This window comes from Pseudomonas sp. HD6515 (genome assembly GCF_024971855.1).
GTDB classification, from domain to species: domain Bacteria; phylum Pseudomonadota; class Gammaproteobacteria; order Pseudomonadales; family Pseudomonadaceae; genus Aquipseudomonas; species Aquipseudomonas alloputida.
This window is the reverse complement of record NZ_CP079827.1, coordinates 5,001,211-5,025,673: the sequence shown is the minus strand read 5'-3', so window position 1 is coordinate 5,025,673 and position 24,463 is coordinate 5,001,211. Positions and strand designations below refer to the sequence as shown.

General features: G+C 61.8%; 23 protein-coding genes. 13 read left to right on the top strand and 10 right to left on the bottom strand.

Annotated elements, in window-relative coordinates:
* Window positions 1-34: 34 nt before the first annotated feature.
* Together KW568_RS23270 and KW568_RS23265 are read right to left on the bottom strand one after the other, a co-directional pair.
* The gene (locus tag KW568_RS23270) at window positions 35-646 is read right to left on the bottom strand and encodes a 2OG-Fe(II) oxygenase (protein ID WP_177331235.1); all 612 of its coding nucleotides are present in this window, start codon (window positions 644-646) and stop codon (window positions 35-37) included.
* A gap of 296 nt (window positions 647-942) precedes the next feature.
* On the bottom strand, window positions 943-1,221 hold the full coding sequence (locus KW568_RS23265) for a DUF3077 domain-containing protein (protein WP_047604476.1): 279 nt from the start codon (window positions 1,219-1,221) through the stop codon (window positions 943-945).
* Window positions 1,222-1,353: 132 nt separating this feature from the next.
* Between KW568_RS23265 and KW568_RS23260 the strand changes: the two genes are divergently transcribed.
* A protein-coding gene (locus tag KW568_RS23260; protein ID WP_085983016.1) for an IS3 family transposase occupies window positions 1,354-2,708 on the top strand; the annotation gives its coding sequence in 2 pieces (ribosomal slippage) (window positions 1,354-1,827 and window positions 1,830-2,708; 1,353 coding nt in all).
* A gap of 83 nt (window positions 2,709-2,791) precedes the next feature.
* On the opposite strand, the gene KW568_RS23255 is transcribed toward KW568_RS23260, so the two are convergent.
* Window positions 2,792-3,070 carry a hypothetical protein gene (locus KW568_RS23255; RefSeq protein ID WP_047604477.1) on the bottom strand — a complete coding sequence of 93 codons (279 nt, stop codon included), beginning with the start codon at window positions 3,068-3,070 and terminating at the stop codon, window positions 2,792-2,794.
* Window positions 3,071-3,867: 797 nt separating this feature from the next.
* Here KW568_RS23255 and KW568_RS23250 point away from each other — a divergent pair.
* Complete coding sequence (locus KW568_RS23250) at window positions 3,868-4,974, top strand: NADH:flavin oxidoreductase/NADH oxidase (protein ID WP_003252173.1); 1,107 nt, start codon at window positions 3,868-3,870, stop codon at window positions 4,972-4,974.
* A 68-nt stretch (window positions 4,975-5,042) separates the two neighbouring features.
* Here KW568_RS23250 and KW568_RS23245 read toward each other — a convergent pair whose 3' ends face one another.
* From KW568_RS23245 to ydcS, 7 genes are all read right to left on the bottom strand, one after another.
* Window positions 5,043-5,375: a type II toxin-antitoxin system HicB family antitoxin gene (locus KW568_RS23245; protein WP_003252175.1), complete on the bottom strand. Its 333-nt coding sequence runs from the start codon at window positions 5,373-5,375 to the stop codon at window positions 5,043-5,045.
* A complete protein-coding gene (locus tag KW568_RS23240; protein ID WP_080634925.1) occupies window positions 5,372-5,566 on the bottom strand; it encodes a type II toxin-antitoxin system HicA family toxin in 195 nt (64 codons plus the stop codon). Before KW568_RS23240 ends, KW568_RS23245 begins: the two co-directional genes overlap by 4 nt.
* 188 nt (window positions 5,567-5,754) lie before the next feature.
* Window positions 5,755-7,179 (bottom strand): gamma-aminobutyraldehyde dehydrogenase, encoded by a 1,425-nt coding sequence (locus KW568_RS23235; RefSeq protein WP_259536929.1) that lies wholly within the window; start codon window positions 7,177-7,179, stop codon window positions 5,755-5,757.
* Between the two features lie 17 nt (window positions 7,180-7,196).
* Entirely contained in the window at window positions 7,197-8,003 is an 807-nt protein-coding gene (locus tag KW568_RS23230) for an ABC transporter permease (protein ID WP_003252179.1), read from the bottom strand.
* Window positions 7,993-8,904 (bottom strand): ABC transporter permease, encoded by a 912-nt coding sequence (locus tag KW568_RS23225; RefSeq protein ID WP_003252181.1) that lies wholly within the window; start codon window positions 8,902-8,904, stop codon window positions 7,993-7,995. The genes KW568_RS23230 and KW568_RS23225 overlap by 11 nt, the downstream gene beginning before the upstream one ends.
* 1 nt (window position 8,905) lies before the next feature.
* On the bottom strand, window positions 8,906-9,937 hold the full coding sequence (locus KW568_RS23220; protein WP_014860534.1) for an ABC transporter ATP-binding protein: 1,032 nt from the start codon (window positions 9,935-9,937) through the stop codon (window positions 8,906-8,908).
* 150 nt (window positions 9,938-10,087) lie between these two features.
* The gene (gene ydcS / locus KW568_RS23215; RefSeq protein WP_003252185.1) at window positions 10,088-11,239 is read right to left on the bottom strand and encodes a putative ABC transporter substrate-binding protein YdcS; all 1,152 of its coding nucleotides are present in this window, start codon (window positions 11,237-11,239) and stop codon (window positions 10,088-10,090) included.
* 216 nt (window positions 11,240-11,455) lie between these two features.
* On the opposite strand from ydcS, the gene KW568_RS23210 reads away from it, so the two are divergent.
* From KW568_RS23210 to KW568_RS23160, 11 genes are all read left to right on the top strand, one after another.
* Window positions 11,456-12,139 (top strand): tellurite resistance TerB family protein, encoded by a 684-nt coding sequence (locus tag KW568_RS23210; RefSeq protein WP_014860536.1) that lies wholly within the window; start codon window positions 11,456-11,458, stop codon window positions 12,137-12,139.
* 170 nt (window positions 12,140-12,309) lie between these two features.
* Window positions 12,310-13,932, top strand: a complete 1,623-nt coding sequence (locus KW568_RS23205) for a methyl-accepting chemotaxis protein (RefSeq protein ID WP_003252189.1) — start codon at window positions 12,310-12,312, stop codon at window positions 13,930-13,932.
* A 5-nt stretch (window positions 13,933-13,937) separates the two neighbouring features.
* A complete protein-coding gene (locus KW568_RS23200; RefSeq protein WP_004575463.1) occupies window positions 13,938-14,444 on the top strand; it encodes a chemotaxis protein CheW in 507 nt (168 codons plus the stop codon).
* Complete coding sequence (locus KW568_RS23195) at window positions 14,441-15,715, top strand: protein-glutamate O-methyltransferase CheR (protein WP_256819543.1); 1,275 nt, start codon at window positions 14,441-14,443, stop codon at window positions 15,713-15,715. The genes KW568_RS23200 and KW568_RS23195 overlap by 4 nt, the downstream gene beginning before the upstream one ends.
* Window positions 15,712-16,377, top strand: a complete 666-nt coding sequence (locus KW568_RS23190) for a chemotaxis protein CheW (protein ID WP_259536923.1) — start codon at window positions 15,712-15,714, stop codon at window positions 16,375-16,377. Before KW568_RS23195 ends, KW568_RS23190 begins: the two co-directional genes overlap by 4 nt.
* Entirely contained in the window at window positions 16,374-18,671 is a 2,298-nt protein-coding gene (locus tag KW568_RS23185) for a hybrid sensor histidine kinase/response regulator (RefSeq protein WP_014860540.1), read from the top strand. The genes KW568_RS23190 and KW568_RS23185 overlap by 4 nt, the downstream gene beginning before the upstream one ends.
* Complete coding sequence (wspF, locus tag KW568_RS23180) at window positions 18,668-19,681, top strand: Wsp signal transduction system protein-glutamate methylesterase WspF (RefSeq protein ID WP_003252202.1); 1,014 nt, start codon at window positions 18,668-18,670, stop codon at window positions 19,679-19,681. Before KW568_RS23185 ends, wspF begins: the two co-directional genes overlap by 4 nt.
* Window positions 19,682-19,732: 51 nt before the next feature.
* A complete protein-coding gene (gene wspR / locus KW568_RS23175) occupies window positions 19,733-20,737 on the top strand; it encodes a Wsp signal transduction system regulator diguanylate cyclase WspR (RefSeq protein ID WP_004575465.1) in 1,005 nt (334 codons plus the stop codon).
* Between the two features lie 137 nt (window positions 20,738-20,874).
* A protein-coding gene (gene prfB / locus KW568_RS23170) for a peptide chain release factor 2 (protein ID WP_103518148.1) occupies window positions 20,875-21,970 on the top strand; the annotation gives its coding sequence in 2 pieces (ribosomal slippage) (window positions 20,875-20,946 and window positions 20,948-21,970; 1,095 coding nt in all).
* Window positions 21,971-22,063: 93 nt separating this feature from the next.
* Window positions 22,064-23,566: a lysine--tRNA ligase gene (gene lysS / locus KW568_RS23165; protein WP_010952588.1), complete on the top strand. Its 1,503-nt coding sequence runs from the start codon at window positions 22,064-22,066 to the stop codon at window positions 23,564-23,566.
* Window positions 23,567-23,745: 179 nt separating this feature from the next.
* The gene (locus tag KW568_RS23160) at window positions 23,746-24,450 is read left to right on the top strand and encodes a TetR/AcrR family transcriptional regulator (RefSeq protein ID WP_003252210.1); all 705 of its coding nucleotides are present in this window, start codon (window positions 23,746-23,748) and stop codon (window positions 24,448-24,450) included.
* The last annotated feature ends 13 nt before the right edge of the window (window positions 24,451-24,463 follow it).

The following is a 24,463-nucleotide window of genomic DNA, read 5'->3' as shown; positions in this document are numbered from 1 at the left end:
ATGGGTTTTGCCGTTTTATCTATTACTGCTACTATCAGTTCGGCGCGTGTGCTAATTGTTTAATATCCTTATTCATGGTCTTGAAAGCGATAGTGATTCGCAATTTGTCGCAGTCAACGGTGGGCGCTCTGGCTCTGTGCGGTATGTGTCCGTCGAAAATCGCTATGCGTCCCGGCTTTGGTTGTATGGCAGCGATGGTGTCATTCTTCTGCTGATCGAATAGAATCAGTTCGCCGCCCCATGTGGTTTCCCACTGGGCATTGCAGAAGAGGACTGCGGTTTTTCCAGGTTCAATTGATTTGTTATCTCTATGAATAGGACTGTCTTGGCCGAAAGTCTGGCCGTTTGCGTAAACACCCAGCAGCAAACAGTCACGCATGTGAGCAAGCTGCGTGCGCCTCCAAATATCAAGTAGAAAGCCCCAATGGCTGTCGCTGGCCAGTTCATGCTCGCAGCACTCCAGTGAGGTACGTTTGCTACCGGCTATGAAGATGTGCCAGCAAGGACGTGCGAGGGGAATTGTATTAATGGGCCAGCCATATCTCCATATTGCACCCGAAAATGAATTTGTGAGTAAATTTTGCTCGTGTTCAGTAATGAACTTATCTAATACTTTCGGTTTTTCTGTAAAGGGGATATCCGTCATTGACTCAACTCGCGAGCGTGGAGGTCGGGTTTGTGCGAACTGCGTGATTGGCTTCATTGGTCGCCGTGACGTGATGGACAATAGTATTTGAGAGGCAGACCAGCGATAGGAGGAGGGAGATGTTGCTTGAGAAGAATTTCCCAAGAGAACGTAGAACTTTAAGTAATAGGCTGTAGGATTTTTCTAAGATGCCCGGTAGGCCGGGTGGAAAGGGTTGTCGTGGGTGGTACTACCCTAGCGCTTAAAGGGCGGTCGACTTTTGCTGATTACAGTCAGACCGCGGAATGAAGGAAGTTTCAGTCACCCAACGGTTTATGCGTCATGCCCAGCTCGGCATCATCCATCAGTGCCTTGGCCATGGCACTCAGGTAATGGGATGCCCAGATCATCATCGGTTTTTCATCCATCAGACCGATGATGGTCAGCTCTCTTACATAGCCCATCAACTCCGATGCCTGCTCGCGGGCATCCCGGCAGGGAATGCCTGGCTCGATGCGGAACAGGGGATGGGTCTGGTGTTCGCCTTGGAAGAAGGTGGTTTTGCCGACAGTGAATTGGGTGTCGTCTGTGGTCATCGATTCCTCTCCTGAAATTTCCTGATTGCCTGTTCTGGTCTCTTCGCGGCGGTTCGACGCCTCGATGAACCCGCTCCCACAGGTTGGACTGCCCCCAAGAAGTTGGACACCAATCCAACCCTTGGGGGATCTATGGGTAAGTACACCGAGCAATTCAAGCTCACAGCGATCACAGCCTACCTGGATGGCAGCAACGGTTTCCGAAAGGTGGCTCAACACTTAGGTATCGATTTCAGCCTGCTTCGACGCTGGGTGGCCAGTTATCAGGCCAATAATGGCATTGGTCCAGGCTCGCATGGGCGGCGCTATACCAGTGATTTCAAACAGCAGGTGCTTAGCTATATGCACGAGCATCGGCTTTCGCTGCGCCAGACCGCTGCCCACTTTGGTCTTGGGCAGTCTTCTCAGATAGGCATTTGGCAGCGGCAGTACTACAGTGGCAGTCCTGCACCCTCTACTGCCATCAAGCCAAGAAAGCCAATCGACGTGTCGAAGAAGATCAAGCCTGCCAAACCCACCGATACCAATGATGATCAGAAGTCTCGAGATCAGCTGATGGCTGAACTTGAGTACCTGCGCATGGAGAATGCTGTCCTAAAGGAGCTCAAGGCTCTGCGCGAGGAAAAGGAACGAACACGCGGGAAAAAGTCCTGATCGTTTCCAAACTCAAGCGCAGGTTTCCTTTGCCTGACCTCCTTCAACTGGTCGAGCTGGCGCGCAGCACCTTCTACTACCAGCTCAAAGCTCAGCAGAAGCCAGATCGGCATGCTGAGCTCAAGGCATTGGTGCATCGCGTCTACCACGAGCAGAAAGGGCTTTATGGTTATCGCCGTATCGCACTCGTAATCAGGAAGGAAAAGCGGGTGAACAAGAAGGTCATTGAACGGCTGATGGCTGAGCAGGGATTGAAATCAGTAGTGCGCCCCAAGAAATATCGCTCCTATCGAGGTACCGTCGGTAAAGTGGCAGCGAATGTACTGGAGCGAAATTTTATCGCTCAACGCCCAAACCAAAAGTGGGTGACTGACGTAACCGAGTTCAAAGTAGCTCAACAGAAGCTCTATCTGTCGCCCGTGATGGATTTGTACAACGGCGAAATCGTGGCCTACGAAATGGCCAGCCGCCCGTGCTATAGCCTGGTTGGGAACATGCTTGGCAAAGCGCTCGATTGCCTGGGAGAGAAACCGAAGCTCGTGCTGCATTCGGATCAGGGATGGCATTACCAGCAGGCGCAATACCGCCGTAAGCTAAGCGAATGTGGGGTAAAGCAGAGCATGTCTCGAAAAGGCAATTGCCTGGACAACGCGGCCATGGAAAGCTTCTTCGGCACGCTCAAGTCTGAGTTTTTCTACCTGAAGCGTTTCGAGAGCATTGATGAGCTGAGAGCGGGTCTGGATGAGTACATTCACTACTACAACCATGATCGCATCAAGCTGAGGCTCAATGGCCTGAGCCCTGTGGAGTACAGGGCTCAGGCTGCAGCTTAAAACTGTCCAACTTTTGGGGGGCAGTCCACTGTGATGACCCTGTGGGAGCGGGTTCACCCGCGAAGAGGCCAGCAAATCTAACCTCAATGAAGGCTGGTACTCCGCTCCAAGGCGAGTGACAGCGCATCCGCCTGACCCCAGGCAATCTGCATGGCACGCAGCCCATTCACCAGCGATTCCCGGGTGCGGTCATCTTCGATGGCATCGAGGGTTCGGTGGCAATGGTTATAGGCGAGCATCAGGTAATGGGTGATCTTCACCACATGATCGATGGGCACGATGCCATCGCTGACGGCGTTGGTGAGGGTCTTGTCGGAGGGAAGGTCGAAATGATGGGGTGGGTCGGGGAGGATCTTTTTCATAGCAATTCCTTGAAGATTTAAGGAGTTGCCACCGCCGTTTCCACACGAAGGGCGGCAACTGTACACGGGGTGGAAAACCGGTCTTCAAGGAACCCCGGTAGGCCATACGGCCTCCCGTGTACAGCTGCCATTACGACAGGCACTTGAAGATTGACCGGGTTTCCACACCCGCATCGCTGATGCTTTCAGCGACACGAAAAGCCTAAAGGGCGGTGTTTCCAGGAACAATCAGACGCGAGTCGACAGGGTCTGTAGGATATTTTCCTCAGCTAGGCATCGCCAGCTTATATGTGTAGGAAACGTCTGATACATGCGTCGGACCATTCAGAAATCCCGGGGCCGTACTAAGGCCATTAAGTGCCTGCCTTGATTCTTGCAGGGTTGCGGAAGTCGAGCGCCGCCCGCGCGGCGCATCGCGGATAAATCCGCTCCTACAGTTTGTTTCGGGCCAGTCACTCCTGTGAGGCCACCGCTGTTCGCCTTGTTTGTTCCCTTCGATATCGAGGTGGGCACCACTGCTTTTCATCGGTCTTCAGCCATGCATCAAGGCGGTCCCTGTTGGCGGCACAGGAGTGATTGGCCCGAAACAGATGTAGGAGCGGATTTATCCGCGATGCGCCGCGCGGGCGGCGCTCGATCTCACAGGCGCTGCAAACCTTTCGGCGAACCCCTCGCCATCCCACAGAACCTTCCCCCCACCAATCTGGTCTAGTCTCATTAATGACCGGCACCGGGCCAGGGATGTGCACTTGAGTGTCCGGGCCGGATCACCATTGGAGTCCTTGGGAGGTGCCCTCATGAGCCTGCTGCTCGAGCCTTACACCCTGCGTCAGCTGACCTTGCCCAACCGCATCGCCGTGTCACCAATGTGCCAGTATTCAGCCGTCGATGGCCTGGCCAACGACTGGCATCTCGTCCATTTAGGCAGCCGCGCCGTCGGTGGTGCCGGCCTGGTAATCACTGAAGCCGTGGCGGTGACCGCCGATGGCCGCATCACCGCCGAAGACCTTGGCCTGTGGGACGACGCGCAGATCGCCCCGTTACAACGCATCACCCGCTTCATCACCGCCCAGGGCGCCGTGGCTGGCATCCAGCTGGCCCACGCCGGGCGCAAGGCCAGCACCTATCGCCCATGGCTGGGCAAACCAGGTAGCGTCAAACTGGAAGAGGGCGGCTGGCAGCCGGTGGGGCCCTCGAAAATCGCCTTCGACCCGCAACACACCGCGCCGCGCGAGTTGAGCCAGGACGAGATTGAGGATGTGATTGGCGCCTTCGTCGCCTCGACCGAGCGCGCCTTGAAGGCCGGTTTCAAGGTGGTTGAGATCCACGCCGCGCACGGCTATCTGCTGCACCAGTTCCTATCACCCCTGAGCAACCAGCGCCGCGATGAGTACGGTAGCAGCTTTGAAAACCGCATCCGCCTGACCTTGCAGGTGGTCGAGGCAGTGCGCAAGGTTTGGCCCCCGGAGTTGCCACTGTTCGTGCGGGTTTCGGCAACCGACTGGGTGGAAGATGGTTGGAACCCGGATGAAACCGTCGAACTGGCACGCCGCCTGCGGAGTTTGGGCGTGGATCTGATCGATGTTTCTTCTGGTGGCACCTCGGTCAACGCCGAGATCCCCACCGGCCCCGGCTACCAGACCCGCTTTGCCGAGCGCGTGCGCAAGGAATCGGAAATCGCCACCGGCACCGTGGGCATGATCACCGAACCGGCCCAGGCCGAGCACATTCTGCGAACCGGCCAGGCCGATATCATCTTCCTCGCCCGCGAACTGTTGCGCGACCCGTACTGGCCTCTGCATGCCGACGACGACCTGGGCGGCAACAAGGCCACCTGGCCTGCGCAATACCAGCGTGCGACCAGCCGCGCCAACCCGATTCACGAGTCGGATTTGCGCGACTGACCCATGCCTTGCGCGGCCCTTGCAGGAGCGGCCGTGTTTCGCGAAAGGGCCGCAAAGCGGCCCTGGGTTCAGCTATAGGCAGCCTTGCTGAGAATATCGCTTACCCATTGGTTGATGCTTTTTTCAGCCAGCTCGGCCTTGGCCGCCACACTGGCGTGAAGGGTAGGCTCAAGGCGTAGGCTGAGTTTGCCGGAATACGTTTTCTGCGGTTCCCGCCCAAGGCGTTCGCAAGTCTCAAGATAATCGTCAACGGCTTCTTCAAATGCCTGGCGCAATTCACTGATCGATTCGCCATGAAAACCTATCACGTCGCGAATACCGGCGACATGGCCGATCAGCAACTGGTCTTCATCGCTGTATTCGATACGAGCGGCGTATCCGCGGTAAGTCATTACATTCATGGTAATACTCCTGCCTGCTCAATGAACTGGCGGGCGTCTCTTAGTTGATAGGGCTTGGCGTGCCTGTCCGGATGAGGGCGGTGGAAGGTTGCCACTGCTCCATTGAGTTCAAAGCGAACCCGTGATCCTCTTCCTTCTACGACCCTGGCACCCAGCGATACCAGCAGAGACTCCACCCGCGCCCACTCCAGTGTTCTGGGAACCGGCCTTTTAAGTAATGCTTCAAGTGTGGCTTGCTGATGATTATTCGTGGTATCAGATTATGATACCAACCATGAGAGCTCAATGAATGTGCAGTAGGAGGGAGTAGATCACGGGTGAAGGAAAATTCTGAGACGTTGACCGAGGGGCATTCAAGCCCCTCGGTCAACGCGAGCACTTAGTGCTTGATCATCACATGCCGCACACAGGTGTAGTCCTCCAGCCCATACATCGACATGTCCTTGCCATACCCCGAATGCTTCTGCCCGCCATGGGGCATTTCGCTGACCAGCATGAAGTGGGTGTTCACCCAGGTGCAGCCATACTGCAAGCGCGCCGCCAGGCGGTGGGCGCGGCCGGTGTCGCGGGTCCATACCGACGAAGCCAGGCCGTAGTTGGAGTCGTTGGCCCATTCCAGTGCCTGCGTTTCATCGGTGAAGCGGGTGACCGAAACCACCGGGCCGAACACTTCGTTGCGCACGATCTCGTCGTCCTGCAGGGCGTCGGCCAGCACGGTAGGCTCGAAGAAAAAGCCATCGCCCGCTATCGGCTTGCCACCGGTTACCAGACGAATGTGCGGCTGGGCGATGGCCCGCTGCACCAACCCGGCGACCTTGTCGCGGTGCTGGGCACTGATCAGCGGCCCCAGTTCGGTTTCTTCAGACTCCTGCAAGCCCGGCTTGAGGCTGGCTACGGCTTTACCCAGGCGTTCGACGAAGCGCTCGTAGATCCCGTCCTGGACGTACAGGCGGCAGGCTGCGGTACAGTCCTGGCCGGCGTTGTAGAAGCCGAAGGTGCGGATGCCGTCGATGGCGGCATCGATGTCTGCGTCATCGAACACCAGCACCGGCGCTTTGCCGCCCAATTCCATGTGCATGCGTTTCACGCTGTCGGCGGTGGCACTGATGATGTGTGCGCCGGTGGGGATCGAGCCGGTCAGCGACACCATGCGCACCTTGGGATGGGTTATCAACGGGTTGCCGACCGTCTGGCCGCGGCCGAAGAGAATGTTCAGCACCCCCGGCGGCAGCAGGTCCTGGGCCAGCTCGCCCAGGCGCAGGGCCGTCAGTGGCGTCAGTTCGGACGGCTTTATCACCACCGTGTTGCCGGCAGCCAGGGCCGGGGCGATCTTCCAGGCCAGCATCATCAGCGGGTAGTTCCACGGCGCGATGGACGCCACCACGCCCAACGGGTCGCGGCGGATCATCGAGGTGTGGCCCGGCAGGTACTCGCCTGCCGCCGAGCCGCCCAGGCAGCGCGCAGCACCGGCAAAGTAACGGAACACGTCGGCAATCGCCGGGATCTCGTCATTCAGTGCAGCGCTCAGGGGCTTGCCGCAGTTCTGCGATTCCAGCCGGGCCAGTTCATCGCCATGGGCTTCGATGGCGTCGGCCAGCGCCAGCAAGGCCTGCGAACGTTCTTTAGGGCTGGTTTGCGACCAGCTGTCGAAGGCTTGGTCGGCAGCGCGCACGGCGCTGTCCACCTGTGCCTCGGTGGCTTCGTTGATCTGCGCCAGGGCAGTGCCCAGCGCCGGGTTGAGCACGGTCCAGGCCGGGCCTTGGCCAGCGATCAGCTGGCCATTGATCAGCATCTGCGTTTGCATCGGGGACTCCTCCAGGGTCATTTTCCACCGCCCGCGACGCTGTCTCCGCCACGGGTCAGGTAATAGGCGCCAAGAATCGGCAGCATGGTCACCAGCATCACCAGCATGGCGACAACGTTGGTCACGGGCACGTCGCGTGGGCGGCTGAGCTGGTTGAGCAGCCAGATTGGCAGGGTGCGCTCATGGCCGGCGGTGAACGTGGTGACGATGATTTCATCGAACGACAAGGCAAAGGCCAGCATGCCGCCCGCCAGCAGCGCCGAGCCGAGGTTGGGCAGGACGATGTAACGGAAGGTCTGCCAACCGTCGGCACCAAGGTCCATCGAGGCTTCGATCAGGCTTTGCGAGGTACGCCGCAGGCGGGCGATCACGTTGTTGTAGACGATCACCACGCAGAACGTGGCGTGGCCGACTACGATGGTGAACACCCCGGGCTCTATCCCCAGCGTCTTGAACGCCGAGAGCAGGGCGATGCCGGTGATGATGCCTGGCAGGGCAATGGGCAGGATCAGCACCAGCGAAATGCTCTCCTTGCCGAAGAAGCTGCGCCGATAGAGCGCCGCCGAGGCCAGCGTACCGAGCACCAGTGCGATCAAAGTGGCCAGGCAAGCCACCTGCAGCGACAGCTTGATTGCCTCGAGCACATCGGGCCGGGCAAAGGCCACGTCGATCCACTTCAGGGTAAAGCCCTTGGGCGGAAAGCTGAACGCCGCGTCTTCGGTGTTGAAGGCGTACAGGAAGATGATCAGGATCGGGAAGTGCAGGAACAACAACCCGCCCCAGGCCGCCAGGCGCAGCCCTGCCGACGCTTTTTCAGAGTGCATCGAAGGCCCCCAGACGCTTGACGATGGCCAGGTATACCGCGATCAGCACAATGGGCACCAAGGTGAACGCGGCGGCCATCGGCATGTTGCCGATCGCCCCTTGCTGGGCATAGACCATGCTGCCGATGAAGTAGCCGGGCGGCCCGACCAGCTGCGGCACGATGAAGTCGCCCAGGGTGAGCGAGAAGGTGAAGATCGAGCCGGCGGCGATGCCGGGGATCGACAGCGGCAGGATCACCTGCACGAAGGTTTGCCCCGGCCGTGCGCCCAGGTCGGCCGAAGCCTGCAGCAGCGACGGTGGCAAGCGCTCCAGCGAGGCCTGGATCGGCAGGATCATGAATGGCAGCCAGATGTACACGAACACCAGGAAGCGCCCCAGGTGCGAAGTCGACAGCGTGCTGCCGCCCACGCCTGGCACGGCCAGCACCGCCTGCAGCAGGCCGTCCAGGTGCAACTGCTGGACGAACCATTGGGCCACACCGCCCTTGGCCAATAGCAAGGTCCAGGCATAGGTCTTGACGATGTAGCTGGCCCACATCGGCATCATCACCGCGATGTAGAAAAACGCCTTGGTCTTGCCGCTGGTGTAACGCGCCATGTAATAGGCGATGGGGAAGGCCAGTACCGCGCTGGCCAGCGACACCGCCACCGCCATCCCCAGGGTGCGCAGGATGATGTCGAAGTTCGACGGGTTGAACAGTGCGGCGAAGTTGCCCAGGGTCAGGTCCGGGGTCACCGCCATGGTGAAGTCGTCGAAGGTATAGAAGCCCTGCCACAGCAGGTTCAGCAGCGAACCCAGGTAAATCGCGCCGAACCAGGTCAGCGGCGGGATCAACAGCAGTGCCAGGTACAGGTTGGGGCGCCGGTACAGCAGGTTGGACAGGGCGCGCAGTGTGCTCATCTCAGCGGCCCTCGGTTTCCTGCAGTACCGTCATGGCTTCGCGGGGCCAGTGCGCCTGCAGGCGTTGCCCGGGCTGCCAGGCCTGCACCTGCTTTTGCCAGCGGTCATTGGCCTGGCTTACTGCCAGCAGTTGACCGTTTTCCAGCTGCAGTTCGTAGCGTGTGGCGCTGCCTTGGTACTGGACATCACGCAGCACGCCGCTGACCTGTACCTCATGGCTGGTCACTACCGGGTCGCCCAGGCGAATGTGTTCGGGACGGATGGAGAAGGGCGCAGGGCTGCCGTTGAGCTGCATGGCCAGCTCGCCACGCACCACGTTGGACGTGCCGACGAATTCAGCGACGAAGGTTGTGCTGGGCTTCATGTACAGGTTGCGCGGGGTGTCGACCTGTTCGATACGGCCGCGGTTGAACACCGCGACCCGGTCGGACATCGACAGTGCTTCGGTTTGGTCGTGGGTGACGAAGATGAAGGTGATGCCCAGTTGGCGTTGCAGCTTTTTCAGCTCACCTTGCATCTGCTCGCGCAATTTCAGGTCCAGCGCGCCCAGTGGCTCATCGAGCAGCAGCACCCGCGGGCGGTTGACCAACGCCCGGGCCAGGGCCACGCGCTGACGCTGGCCGCCAGACAGCTGTGCCGGCTTACGCGCGCCATAGCCGGCCAAGGCCACCATGGCCAGGGCTTCTTCGGCGCGGCTGTAGCGTTCGGCCTTGCCCACTCCTTTTACCTTCAGGCCATAGGCGATGTTGTCCAGCACGTTCATGTGCGGGAACAGCGCATAGTCCTGGAACACTGTGTTGACGTCACGTTGGTAGGGCGGCAGGCCAGCGGCCTCGACCCCTTGGATGCGGATCGAACCGCTGGAGGGTTGCTCGAAGCCTGCGATCAGGCGCAGGCAGGTGGTCTTGCCCGAGCCGGAAGGGCCGAGCATGGAAAAGAACTCGCCATCGATGATGTCGATGCTGACCTGGTCGACGGCCTTGACCTCGCCGAAGGTGCGGGAAACCTGGGTGAACTGGACGGCTAGGGGCATGCGTGGACTCCAGGTATGAATATGTCTCCTGTGCCGGCTTCTTCGCGGGCAAGCCCGCTCCTACAGGTGGAGCGCCACCCTTGCAGGCGGTGAAGAACCTGTGGGCGCGGGCTTGCCCGCGAAAAGGCCGGTACAGGCATTCAGACAACCTCAGCGACCACCCATGATCGCAATGTAGTCCTGGGTCCAGCGGCTGTAAGGCACGAACTTGCCGCCTTGGGCCTGCGGTGTTTTCCAGAAGGCAATCTTGTCGAAGTTGTCAAAGCCGTTGGTCTTGCAGCCCTCGGCCCCCAGCAGCTCGCTGCCGGTGCACGCCGCCGGCACAGCCGGCAACGAGCCGAACCAGGCCGCCACATCGCCTTGCACCTTAGGTTGCAACGACCAGTCCATCCATTTGTAGGCGCAATTGGGGTGCTTGGCCTCGGCGTGCAGCATGGTGGTGTCGGCCCAGCCGGTCGCGCCCTCCTTGGGAATGGTCGAGGCCACTGGCTGGTTCTCGGCCTTGAGGCCATTGACCATGTAGCCCCAGGAGCTGGAGGCAACCACGCCTTCGTTTTTCACATCGCTCATCTGCACCGTGGCGTCATGCCAATAGCGGTGGATCAGCGGTTGCTGTTGGCGCAGCAGTTCCAGCACGGCCTTGTATTGTGCCTCGTTCAGTTCGTACGGGTCCTTGATGCCCAGTTCGGGCCTGGCCGACTTCAGGTACAGCGCTGCATCGGCGATGTAGATCGGCCCGTCATAGGCTTGCACGCGGCCCTTGTTTGGCTTGCCGTCGGGCAGGTTCTGCGGCTCGAACACCACGCTCCAGCTGGTGGGTGCCTGCTTGAAGGTGTTGGTGTTGTACAGCAGCACGTTTGGCCCCCACTGGTACGGCGTGCCGTACACCTGCTTGTCGACCACATACCAGCCACCGTTCTGCAGGCGCGGGTCGATGGTTTTCCAGTTGGGGATCAAGGCGGTGTTGATCGGCTGTACGCGCTTGCCTGCAATCAGCCGCAGCGATGCATCGCCCGAGGCGGTGACCAGGTCATAGCCGCCCTTGGTCATCAGGCTGACCATCTCGTCCGAGGTGGCGGCCGTTTTCACGCTGACCTTGCAGCCGGTTTCCTTTTCGAAACCGGTCACCCAGTCGTAGGCCTTGTCGCTTTCACCGCGTTCGATGTAGCCGGGCCAGGCGACGATGTCCAGGCGCCCCTCGCCGGCCCCCAGGGCCTTGGGCGCTTCGGCGGCCTGCAGGCTGGCGCTGGCCAGCATGGCGCAGGTGGTGGCGCCGAGCAATGCGGTCTTGTGCACTGACATGGTGTTCCCTCTTCTTGGCGATCTTGTTCGGGCAGTCATGAGGCAAGCAGTGAAGCAATTGTTATAAGCGTAGTGCGTGAGTGCGAGGTATTGGCGATATCGAGTCTAGTTGGCTTTTTGCCAGCTAACGCAACATCCTGAAGCAAATCCCTGCATGGCGTGTGCTCGGCCAAGCCTTACTCTGGCGTTTGAATCTTCTTACGTGGAGACACGCGAATGAATACCCGGGGCTTGCTTGATCAACTCCTCAAATCCGGCCAGCAACTGCTCGAGAAGCAGGGGGGCGCCACCAAGCCTGGCAACCCTTCAGGCGGGTTGGGCGGGTTGTTGTCCGGAGCAGGGGGCGGCCTGCTGGGTGGGGGCGCTCTGGGCCTGTTGCTGGGTAGCAAGAAGGCCCGCAAGTACGGTGGCAAAGCCCTGACATACGGCGGCCTCGCCGCGCTGGGGGTGCTGGCCTATAAAGCTTACGGCAATTGGCAGGCAAACCAGCGGGGGGCCGCAGCCGAGCCTCAAACCCTCGACCGCCTGCCGCCGGCCCAGGCCGAGCAGCACAGCCAGGCGGTACTGCGCGCCCTGGTGGCGGCGGCCAAGTCCGATGGGCATATCGACGAGCGCGAGCGGGCGTTGATCGAGGGCGAGTTCACGCGCCTGGACAGCGACCGCGAATTGCAGCACTGGCTGCATGCCGAGCTGAACAAGCCGCTGGACCCGGCCGAAGTGGCCCGTGCTGCGCAAACACCGGAGATGGCTGCTGAGATGTACCTGGCCAGCGTGATGATGGTCGATCAGGAAAACTTCATGGAGCGTGCCTACCTGGACGAGCTGGCACGCCAGCTGCGGCTGGACCCGGGCTTGCGCCAGGCGCTGGAGGCTCAGGTGAGGGATGCGGTTGCGCAGTAGCAGCGCTTATCAGGACATTTTCTGCGCTTGTCGAACCGAGCGCGGAAAATGTCACGGCAAGCCCTGGCCAGCTTTTACCCAATCCGCGCATTTCGCCCAATAAACCGTAAGACCTCTGGGCTATACTTCGGCGATTTTTCCCGCTCGTTGTGAATTCCTGAGGGCTGAATGTGAAGAACTGGACCTTGCGCCAACGGATCCTGGCAAGTTTCGCCGTGATCATCGCCATCATGCTGCTGATGATCGTGGCCGCCTACTCGCGGTTGGTGACTATCGAAACCGCCGAAGAGGCGGTGGGGACCGACAGCATTCCCGGCGTCTACTACAGCTCGATGATCCGCAGCGCCTGGGTCGACAGCTACGTCACCAGCCAGCAACTGGTGGGCCTGTCCAACCATCGTGAAATCACTTCGGCCGACCTGGAACTGTTCAGAAGCTTCGATAACCGGCTGAAGCAATACATGACCAGCTACCAGGCCACCATCCACGACAAAGATGACCAGGTCCGCTTCGACAGATTTGTGGAACTGGAAGAGAACTACCTCAAGATCGTCGGTCAGGTGCTCGATGCGTACCGCGAACACAACTACGGCGAAGCCCAGCAGTTGATCACTGATGTCCTCACCCCAGCCTGGGTGGAGGGGCGCAAGCACCTCAATGAAGTCATTGAGAACAATCGGGTTTCTGCCGGCGCCGCCACCAACGAGATCGTCAACGCGGTCAACACGGCCAAAGGCAGCATGGTGGTTTCCCTGTTGCTGGCAATCATCGCTGCCGGCATCTGCGGCCTGCTACTGATGCGCGCTATCTCGGCGCCCATGCAGCGTATTGTGCATGCCCTCGACAAGCTGCGTTCCGGTGACCTGAGCATGCGCCTGAGCCTGGATCGCAAGGACGAATTCGGTGCCATCGAAAGCGGCTTCAACGAAATGGCCGAGGCACTGGCCAACCTGGTGGCCCAGGCCCAACGCTCGTCGGTGCAGGTGACCACTTCGGTCACCGAAATTGCCGCCACGTCCAAGCAACAGCAGGCCACCGCCACCGAGACGGCCGCCACCACCACCGAAATTGGCGCCACCTCGCGGGAAATCGCCGCGACTTCGCGGGACCTGGTGCGCACCATGACCGAAGTGACGACGGCGGCTGATCAGGCATCCAGTCTGGCGGGCTCCGGGCAACAGGGCCTGGCACGCATGGAAGAGACCATGCACCAGGTGATGGGCGCTGCCGACCTGGTCAATGCCAAGCTCGGTATCCTCAACGAGAAAGCCAGCAACATCACCCAGATGGTGGTAACCATCGTCAAGGTTGCCGACCAGACCAATCTGCTGTCGCTCAACGCCGCCATCGAAGCGGAAAAGGCCGGTGAATATGGCCGCGGCTTTGCCGTGGTCGCGACCGAAGTGCGCCGCCTGGCCGACCAGACCGCCGTGGCCACCTACGACATCGAGCAAATGGTGCGCGAGATCCAGTCAGCAGTGTCGGCCGGTGTCATGGGGATGGACAAGTTCTCCGAAGAAGTGCGCCGCGGCATGTTCGAGGTGCAACAGGTGGGCGAGCAACTCAGCCAGATCATTCACCAGGTGCAGGCGTTGGCGCCGCGCGTATTGATGGTCAACGAAGGCATGCAGGCCCAGGCCACCGGTGCCGAGCAGATCAACCAGGCACTGGCCCAGCTCAGCGATGCCAGCACCCAGACTGTCGAGTCGCTGCGTCAGGCCAGCTATGCCATCGATGAGCTGAGCCAGGTGGCCGCGGGCCTGCGTGGCGGCGTGTCGCGCTTCAAAGTCTGACCGCGATGAACGACTTGCAACTGCGCACCGCGCGGGCGGCGAACACCGGGGGGGCGTTGTACCTGCAGTTTCGCATCAGAGCGCAGCGTTTTGCCCTGAGCGTGCACGAGGTGATCGAAGTGTTGCCGCGTCAGCCGCTCAAGCCGATCGCCCAGGCACCTGCCTGGGTCGCGGGCATCCTCGCCCATCGTGGCCAGTTGGTTCCGGTCATCGACCTTGCCGCCTTGAGCTTTGGCCAGCCGGCGGTGCAACGCACCAGCACCCGCCTGGTACTGGTGCACTACCGAGGCGGCCTGCAGCTTGGCCTGATCCTGGAGCAGGCCACCGAAACCCTGCGTTGCCAACCGGACGAGTTCCAGCCCTATGGGGTGGACACCGGTGAAGCGCCTTATCTGGGCCCGGTGCGCCAGGATGCCCAGGGGCTGCTGCAGCGCATCGAAGTCAATGACCTGCTGCCCGACACCGTGCACGCATTGCTGTACACGCAAGACCCGACAGGGATGCCAACATGAACGAACAGCGTTTCTTCCGCTTCTTGCGCGAGCGTATTGGCCTGGACGTGGAGTCGGTGGGCGCGCCCATGGTCGAACGCGCGCTGCGCCAACGTTGCGTGGCTGCGGGCGCGATGGACCTGGACGATTACTGGCTGCGCCTGCAGCAGTCGGCAGATGAGCAACAGGCGCTGATCGAAGCGGTGATCGTCCCGGAAACCTGGTTTTTCCGTTACCCCGAATCCTTCACTGCGCTGGCCAGCCTGGCCCATAAACGCCTGGCTAAACTGGCTGGCGCGCGCCCGCTGCGATTACTCAGCCTGCCGTGTTCTACTGGCGAGGAGCCCTATTCGCTGGCCATGGCCTTGTTTGACGCCGGCATGGCGCCTGGGGCATTCCTTGTCGATGGAATGGACATCAGCCCAAGTTCAGTAGCCAAGGCCGTACAGGCGGTGTATGGGCGCAATGCGTTCCGGGGTAGCGAACTGGGTTTTCGCGAGCGCTACTTCGATGCTCTGGACGAAGGCCACCGCCTGCATGAGCGGGTACGCCAGCAAGTCAGCCTGCGGGTGGGCAATGTGCTTGACCCGGCGCTGGCCAGCCGCGACGGCCTGTATGACTTCGTGTTCTGTCGCAATCTGTTGATCTATTTCGACGTACCGACCCAACAGCGTGTGTTCGAAGTGCTCAAGCGCTTGCTGCATCCGCAGGGTGTGCTGTTCATCGGCCCGGCCGAAGGCAGCTTGTTGGCACGCATGGGCATGCGTCCATTGGGGATCGCCCAGTCGTTTGCCTATGTGCGTCATGAAGGCGACAGCGCCCCCTTGGCAGCGGCACCCGCCCAACCCGCCAAGCGTGCGTTCACGGCGTTGCCCGCACCGGTTTATCCGCAGCCCAGTGTGCCGTTGCCGCGTCCGCTGCGTGTGCTGCCCGTGGTGGCCAGGCCAGCGCCAGCCCGCGAGCACAGGCACGAGGGGGCCAGCGAATTGCTGGCCGACATTGCCCGGTTGGCCAATGCCGGTGCCAGCGATCAGGCCCGTAGCGAATGCCAACGCTACCTGAGCCAGTACCCGCCGTCGGCACAGGTGTACTACTGGCTGGGTTTGCTCAGTGATACCGAAGGCGATGCGCAGCAGGCGCTGAGCCACTATCGCAAGGCCCTGTACCTGGAACCACAGCACCCCGAGGCGCTGGTGCACCTGGCCGCTTTGCTGGCGGCCCAGGGTGACCTTGCCGGCGCTCGGCGCCTTCAGGCGCGCGCGGCGCGGGCTGGCCGGGAGTCTGAACGATGAACAGTGAATCCGCGATGCAGTTGCTCGCCGAGGATGACGCGCACATTGACGACTGCTGGAACCGCATTGGCGTGCGCGGGGACAAGCAGTGCCCACTGCTGGAGCGGCATGTCCATTGCCGCAATTGCGAGGTGTATGCCGCTGCGGCCACGCGTTTGCTCGACCGCTATGCGCTGGTGCAGGAGCACCAGGCTGCGGCGGTGCAGCCGGACGCGGAAAACACCGGTCGCTCCATGCTGCTGTTCCGTCTGGGCGAAGAGTGGCTGGCGCTGGCTACCGCCTGCCTGGCCGAAATCGCCCCGCTGCAGGCGGTGCATTCATTGCCGCACCAGCGCTCGCGGCTGCTGCATGGGGTTGCCAATGTGCGCGGTGCGTTGGTGCCGTGCCTGTCACTGGCTGATTTGCTGGGGGTGCAGGCCGGCTCCAAAGAGCAACGCAGCGCACGGGCGATGCCCCGTATGCTGATTCTGGCCGCCGAAGGCGGGCCGGTGGTGATGGCTGTCGAGGAAATCGACGGTATTCACCGGCTCGACCCGCAGTTGCTGGGCAGTGGCCGGGACGCCACACGCTTCACCGCCGCAGTCTTGCAGTGGCGCGGCCGCAGCGTGCGGGTTCTGGACGATCAACATTTACTGTCTGCCGTGCAGCGGAGCCTGTCATGACCCCAGAGCAAATGCGCGACGCATCGTTGCTCGAACTGTTCAGCCTGGAGGCCGAGGCGCAGACCCAAGTGCTCAGTGCCGGCCTGATGGCACTGGAACGCAACCCTACTCAGGCCGACCAGCTCGAGGCCTGCATGCGCGCTGCCCACTCGCTCAAGGGGGCAGCGCGCATTGTCGGGGTGGATGCTGGCGTCAGTGTCGCCCACGTCATGGAAGACTGTCTGGTGGCGGCCCAGGAAGGCCGACTGCGGCTGACCGCCGAGCATATTGACGCGCTGTTGCAAGGTACCGACCTGTTGATGCGTATTGCCACGCCCGGCGATGCCGGTGCGCAGGCGACCTTGCCGGTGTTTCTTGCGCAAATGGCCAGCCTGCTCGACCCGGGCGCCTCTGCCATGCCTGTGGTGCCGCTAGCTGCATCCGTGCCGCCGGAGCCGCCGCTGGCAACCCTGCCGCCTGCACCTGTGGTAATGCCAGCCGGACCGCGGGAACCAGAGCCCGAACCCGCCCTGCGGCGCAAGGCTGGCAAGCGCGCTGGCGAAGGTGCTGAGCGGGTACTGCGTGTCACAGCTGACCGTCTTAATAGCCTGCTTGACCTGTCCAGCAAGTCGCTGGTGGAAACCCAGCGGCTCAAGCCATACCTGGCTACCCTTCAGCGCCTCAAGCGCATGCACGGCCAAGGTATGCAGGCGCTTGACGGCTTGCGCATGCAACTGGAAGGCACGGGGCAGGGCAGTGAGGTGCTCGAAGCCTTGGCACAGACCCAGCGCCTGCTGGCAGAGACCCAGCAGATTCTGCAGCAGCAGGCAGCCGACCTGGATGAGTTCGGCTGGCAGGCCAGTCAGCGTGCGCAGTTGTTGTATGACACCGCCCTGGCCTGTCGGATGCGGCCGTTTGCCGACGTACTGACCGGGCAAAGCCGGATGGTCCGCGACCTGGGCCGTTCGCTGGGCAAGCCGGTGCGGCTGGTGGTGGAAGGGGAGAAGACCCAGGTCGACCGCGATGTGCTGGAAAAGCTCGAAGCACCGCTGACCCACCTGTTGCGCAATGCCGTCGACCACGGCATCGAGTTGCCCGAGCGGCGCCTGCTGGCGGGCAAGCCGGACGAGGGGGTGATCCGCCTGCGGGCTTCGCACCAGGCGGGCATGCTCAGCCTGGAGCTGGTCGACGATGGCGCCGGTATCGACCTGGAGCGCCTGCGCAGCAGCATCGTCGAGCGCGCCCTGTCGCCCGCTGACACGGTGACGCGGATGAGTGAGGCGGAGCTGCTGACGTTCCTGTTCCTGCCCGGTTTCAGCCTGCGTGACAAGGTTACCGAAGTGTCCGGCCGCGGTGTGGGGCTGGATGCGGTGCAGCACTTGATCCGCGAGCTGCGCGGCTCGATCGAATTGACCCAGGTGGCAGGGCAGGGTTGTCGCTTCCATCTTCAGGTACCGCTGACCCTGTCGGTCGTTCGCAGCCTGGTGGTCGAGGTGGGCGGGGAGGCTTACGCCTTCCCGCTGGCGCATATCGAACGCACGCTGGAAGTGACCGCCGAACAGATCGTGCAGATCGAAGGGCGCCAGCACTTCTGGCACGAAGGCCGGCATATTGGCCTGGTGGCGGCCAGCCAGTTGCTCAATCGCCCGGCGGGGCAAAGCGACGAAGCCAGCTTGCGGGTAGTGGTGATTCGTGAGCGCGAGCAGCTGTACGGGGTGGCCGTGGAGCGGTTGGTGGGGGAGCGGGTGCTGGTCGTGATGCCGCTCGACCCACGCCTGGGGAAGGTGCAGGACATTTCCTCCGGCGCCTTGCTCGATGATGGCTCGGTGGTCCTGATTGTCGATGTCGAAGACTTGCTACGCTCGGTGGAAAAACTACTCAGCACCGGCAGCCTGGAGCGCATCGAACGCGGCAGCAGCGGAGCCCGTGGCGCAGTCCGCAAACGCATCCTGGTGGTCGACGACTCGCTGACCGTGCGCGAACTGCAGCGCAAGCTGCTGGGCAACCGTGGCTACGACGTGGCGGTGGCGGTGGATGGCATGGACGGCTGGAACGCCCTGCGCAGTGAGGACTTCGACCTGCTGATCACCGACATCGACATGCCGCGCATGGACGGTATCGAGCTGGTTACCCTGGTGCGTCGCGACCAGCGCCTGCAGTCGTTGCCGGTGATGGTGGTGTCCTATAAAGACCGTGAGGAAGACCGACGGCGCGGGCTGGACGCTGGCGCCGACTACTATTTGGCAAAGGCCAGCTTCCACGACGATGCGTTGCTGGATGCTGTGGTGGAGCTGATCGGAGGTGCTCAGGGATGAAGATCGCCATCGTCAATGACATGCCCCTGGCCGTCGAAGCGTTGCGCCGGGCCGTCGCCCTGGAGCCCGCACACCAGGTTGTGTGGGTGGCCAGCAACGGTGCCGAGGCGGTGCAGCGCTGCACCGAGCAGTTACCGGACCTGATCCTCATGGACCTGATCATGCCGGTGATGGACGGTGTCGAGGCGACCCGGCGGATCATGGCCGAAACCCCGTGCGCCATCGTCATCGTGACGGTCGACCGTAAACAGAACGTACACCGGGTATTCGAGGCCATGGGCCATGGCGCTCTCGATGTGGTCGACACGCCTGCGCTCGGCGCTGGCGATGCCCGCGAAGCAGCGGCGCCATTGCTGCGCAAGATCCTCAATATTGGCTGGCTGGTCGGCCAGCAGCGGGCACCTGCCGCAAGGTCGGTCGCTGCGCCGCTGCGCGAGGCTTCCCAGCGCCGCGGGTTGGTGGCAATCGGGTCTTCGGCAGGTGGCCCTGCAGCACTCGAAGTATTGCTGAAGGGCTTGCCGGCAGCGTTTCCGGCGGCCATCGTGCTGGTCCAGCATGTGGACCAGGTGTTTGCCGCAGGCATGGCCGAGTGGCTCAGCAGCGCGGCAGGCCTGCCGGTGCGCCTGGCCCGTCAAGGCGAACCGCCGCAGCCAGGGCAGGTACTCCTGGCCGGTACCAACCACCACATTCGCCTGCTACAGGGCGGCCAACTGGCCTACACTGCCGAACCTGTGAATGAAATCTACCGGCCCTCGATCGATGTGTTCTTTGAGAGCGTGGCACGTTACTGGAATGGTGATGCGGTGGGCGTGCTGCTCACCGGCATGGGCCGCGACGGTGCCCAAGGCCTGAAGCTGATGCGTCAGCAGGGCTTTCTGACCATTGCCCAGGACCAGGCCAGCAGCGCGGTGTACGGCATGCCCAAGGCTGCTGCGGCTATTGATGCCGCGGTGGAAATTCGCCCGCTGGAACGCATAGCCGGGCGCTTGACTGAATTTTTCGCAAAATGACGAAATGTATTGAATCACGCCGCCAGGCCGGTAGTGATCGGGTGAACAATGATGAATGATTTACCGATCGAAGGTTTCGCGACCACCAATGAGAACTCGGCGATGGTGCTGCTGGTCGACGATCAGGCCATGATCGGCGAAGCGGTGCGGCGTGGCTTGGCCGATGAAGACAACATCGACTTCCACTTTTGTGCCGATCCGCACCAGGCGGTGGCCCAGGCCATGCGCATCAAGCCCACGGTCATTCTTCAAGACCTGATCATGCCTGGCCTAGACGGCTTGACCCTGGTGCGCGAGTACCGCAACAACCCGGTCACCCAGGACATCCCGATCATCGTCCTGTCGACCAAGGAAGACCCGCTGGTCAAGAGTGCGGCATTTGCCGCCGGGGCCAACGACTACCTGGTCAAGCTGCCTGACACCATCGAACTGGTGGCCCGCATCCGCTACCACTCGCGTTCCTACCTGACCCTGCTGCAGCGCGACGAGGCCTACCGTGCCCTGCGCGTCAGCCAGCAGCAGTTGCTTGATTCCAACCTGATGCTGCAGCGGCTGATGAACTCCGATGGCCTGACCGGGCTGTCCAACCGCCGGCACTTCGACGAATACCTGGAGCTGGAATGGCGCCGGGCCATGCGTGAACAGCAGCAGTTGTCGTTGCTGATGATCGACGTGGATTACTTCAAAGTCTACAACGACAGCTTTGGCCATCTGGCCGGTGACGAGGCCTTGCGCCAGGTCGCCGAAGCCATCCGTAGCTCGTGCTCGCGGCCGACCGACCTGCCGGCGCGCTATGGCGGCGAAGAGTTCGCCCTGGTGCTGCCCAATACCTCGCCAGGCGGGGCGCGGCTGGTGGCTGAAAAACTGCGCCAGACCGTGCTGGGCCTTGGCATCCCCCATACTGCGCCGACGGCTGATACGTTCTTGACCGTGAGCATCGGCCTGGCCACCCAGACTCCGGCTATCGGCAGCCATTGCCGGCAGCTGATTTCGGCGGCCGATAAAGGTCTTTACCTGGCCAAGAACGGTGGGCGTAACCAAGTCGGCATCGCCTGAGCTCCTGGAGACGGCGCGGCCTGTGTGGGACCGCAGGTTGCCCTATCTACATACGACCGCCCGGCGGGTCTGCCGCCATGCTGCGGACTCGGTTATACTCGCGGGCTTTTCACCGAATTCGCGCGAGTAGCCAGCCCATGGAAATCCAACCGATCCTGAACACCATCAAGGACCTCACCGAACGTTCCCAGTCAATTCGGGGGTATCTTTGACTACGATCACAAGCATGACCGCCTGATCGAAGTCAACCGCGAGCTGGAAGACCCCAACGTCTGGAACAAGCCTGAGTACGCCCAGGCACTGGGCCGCGAGCGTGCCATGCTGGCCCAGGTCGTCGAGACCCTGGACAAGCTGTCCAACGGCCTGGGTGACTGCCAGGACCTGCTCGACATGGCCGTCGAAGAAAATGACGAAGGCGCCGTCGGCGACGTCGTGACCGAGCTGGAAAGCCTGGAAGAAAACCTGGCCCAGCTTGAGTTCCGTCGCATGTTCAGCGGCGAGATGGACATGAACAACGCCTACCTGGATATCCAGGCCGGCTCCGGTGGTACCGAGGCGCAGGACTGGGCCAACATCCTGCTGCGCATGTACCTGCGCTGGGCCGACAAGCGTGGTTTCGACGCCACCATCATCGAGCTTTCCGAAGGCGAGGTCGCCGGTATCAAGGGCGCCACCGTGCACATCAAGGGCGAGTACGCCTTCGGCTGGCTGCGCACCGAGATCGGCGTGCACCGCCTTGTGCGCAAAAGCCCGTTCGACTCCGGCGCCCGTCGTCACACGTCGTTCTCGGCGGTGTTCGTGTCGCCTGAGATCGACGACAAGGTCGAGATCGACATCAACCCGTCCGACCTGCGTATCGACACCTACCGCTCCTCGGGTGCCGGTGGTCAGCACGTGAACACCACCGACTCTGCGGTGCGTATCACCCACGTGCCTACCAACACCGTGGTGGCCTGCCAGAACGAACGCTCCCAGCACGCCAACAAGGACACCGCCATGAAAATGCTGCGGGCCAAGTTGTACGAGCTGGAAATGCAGAAGCGCAACGCCGCTTCGCAGGCGCTGGAAGACAGCAAGTCGGACATCGGCTGGGGCCACCAGATTCGCTCCTACGTGCTGGATGACTCGCGCATCAAGGACCTGCGTACCGGCGTCGAACGCAGCGACTGCCAGAAGGTCCTCGATGGCGACCTTGACCAGTACCTGGAAGCGAGCCTCAAGCAGGGCCTGTAAGCCGCACACCCATGCCGCGCTACCTGGCCAGCCGCCGGTAGCGCGTGCCCTGCCCGGAACGGGCAACGAATACCTGATGGAAAGAATGACGACATGAGCGACCTGAAGACCGAATCGCAAGACCTGCAACAGGAAGAAAACGCCCTGATCGCCCTGCGCAAGGAAAAACTTGCCGCCGAGCGTGCCAAGGGCAATGCCTTCCCCAACGACTTCCGTCGCGACAGCTACTGCAACGACCTGCAGAAGCAATACGCGGACAAGACCAAGGAAGAGCTGGAAGCAGCCGCGATCCCGGTCAAGGTAGCCGGCCGCATCATGCTCAACCGTGGCTCGTTCATGGTGATCCAGGACATGACTGGCCGTATTCAGGTCTACGTCAACCGCAAGACCCTGCCGGAAGAAACCCTGGCCGCGGTCAAGACCTGGGACCTGGGCGACATCATCAGCGCCGAAGGCACCCTGGCCCGTTCCGGCAAGGGCGACCTGTACGTCGAAATGACCAACGTGCGCCTGCTGACCAAGTCGCTGCGCCCGCTGCCCGACAAGCACCACGGCCTGACCGACACCGAGCAGCGCTACCGCCAGCGCTACGTCGACCTGATGGTCAACGAAGAAACCCGCCACACCTTCCGTGTGCGTTCGCAGGTGATCTCGCACATCCGCAAGTTCCTCATCGAGCGTGACTTCCTTGAAGTCGAAACGCCGATGCTGCAGACCATCCCGGGCGGCGCCGCTGCCAAGCCGTTCGAAACCCACCACAACGCCCTGGACATGGCCATGTTCCTGCGTATCGCGCCGGAGCTGTACCTCAAGCGCCTGGTCGTGGGTGGCTTCGAAAAAGTGTTCGAGATCAACCGTAACTTCCGCAACGAAGGCGTTTCGACTCGTCACAACCCTGAATTCACCATGCTCGAGTTCTACCAGGCCTACGCCGACTACCGCGACAACATGGACCTCACCGAGGAACTGTTCCGCGAGCTGGCGCAACTGGTACTGGGCTCTACCGACGTACCGTACGGCGACAAGGTCTTCCACTTCGGCGAGCCGTTCGTACGCCTGTCGGTGTTCGACTCGATCCTCAAGTACAACCCGGAGCTGACCGCCGCCGACCTGCAGGACGTCGACCGCGCCCGTGAGATTGCCAGGAAGGCCGGCGCCAAGGTGCTGGGCCATGAAGGCCTGGGCAAGCTGCAGGTGATGATTTTCGAAGAGCTGGTCGAGCACAAGCTGGAACAGCCGCACTTCATTACCGAGTATCCGTTCGAAGTGTCGCCGCTGGCCCGTCGCAACGACGACAACCCGGCCGTTACCGACCGTTTCGAGCTGTTCATCGGTGGCCGCGAGATCGCCAACGCCTACTCCGAGCTCAACGATGCCGAAGATCAGGCCGAGCGCTTCCTGGCCCAGGTGGCCGAGAAGGACGCGGGTGACGATGAAGCCATGCACTATGACGCCGATTTCGTTCGTGCGCTGGAGTACGGCATGCCGCCGACCGCCGGTGAAGGTATCGGCATCGACCGCCTGGTGATGCTGCTGACCAACTCGCCGTCGATCCGCGACGTCATCCTGTTCCCGCACATGCGTCCGCAGGCCTGAGTGAGCTGAACGAGCCGCCTTTCGAGGCGGCTTTTTCTTGCCTGAAGCTTTATGTTGTCAGTACCGGCCTCTTCGCGGGTAAACCCGCTCCTACAAAGGCCTTGTAGGAGCGGGTTTACCCGCGAAGGGGCCAGCACTGACGAAACACCGCCCATGAGGTATCCCCCGTGACACCCGCCATGCCTGACCAAGGCGCCGCCGGCATCGCCACCGCCGTCGCCGAAAGCGTGCAATACCAAGGCCGCAAGACTGCCCGCCAAGGCAGCGAACAGCGTCGCCAGTTGATTCTCGATGCCGCCATGCGCATTGTCGTGCGCGATGGCGTGCGCGGTGTGCGCCACCGGGCAGTGGCCGCCGAGGCCGGCGTGCCATTGTCGGCCACCACCTACTACTTCAAGGACATCGAGGACCTGCTCACCGATACCTTTGCCCAGTACGTCGAGCGCAGTGCGGCTTACATGGCCAAGCTGTGGGCCAACACCGAGGTGGTGTTGCGCCAGTTGCTGGCACAGGGCGATGGCAGCCCGCAGGCCCGGGCGCGGCTGGCTGACGAGGTGGCGCGCATGACCGCCGACTACGTTCAGCGGCAACTGCTGAACCGCCGTGACTTCCTGATGGCCGAGCAGGCTTTCCGCCAGGAAGCATTGCTGTGCCCGCGACTGGCTGAGCTGGTGTGCGCTCATGAGCAGATCCTGCTGCACGGCACCCGGCAATTGCTGCAGGTCGTGGGCTCGCGGCAGCCGGAGCAGGATGCACAGATGTTGACGGCGATTATCGAGCAGTTGGAATATCAAGGCCTGCTCAAGCAAGCGAATGCGCAAGCCGATGGGCAGATGCTCGCTATGCTTACCCGATACCTGCAGCTGGTGCTGGCATCGGCCTGAGCCGAGAACGACC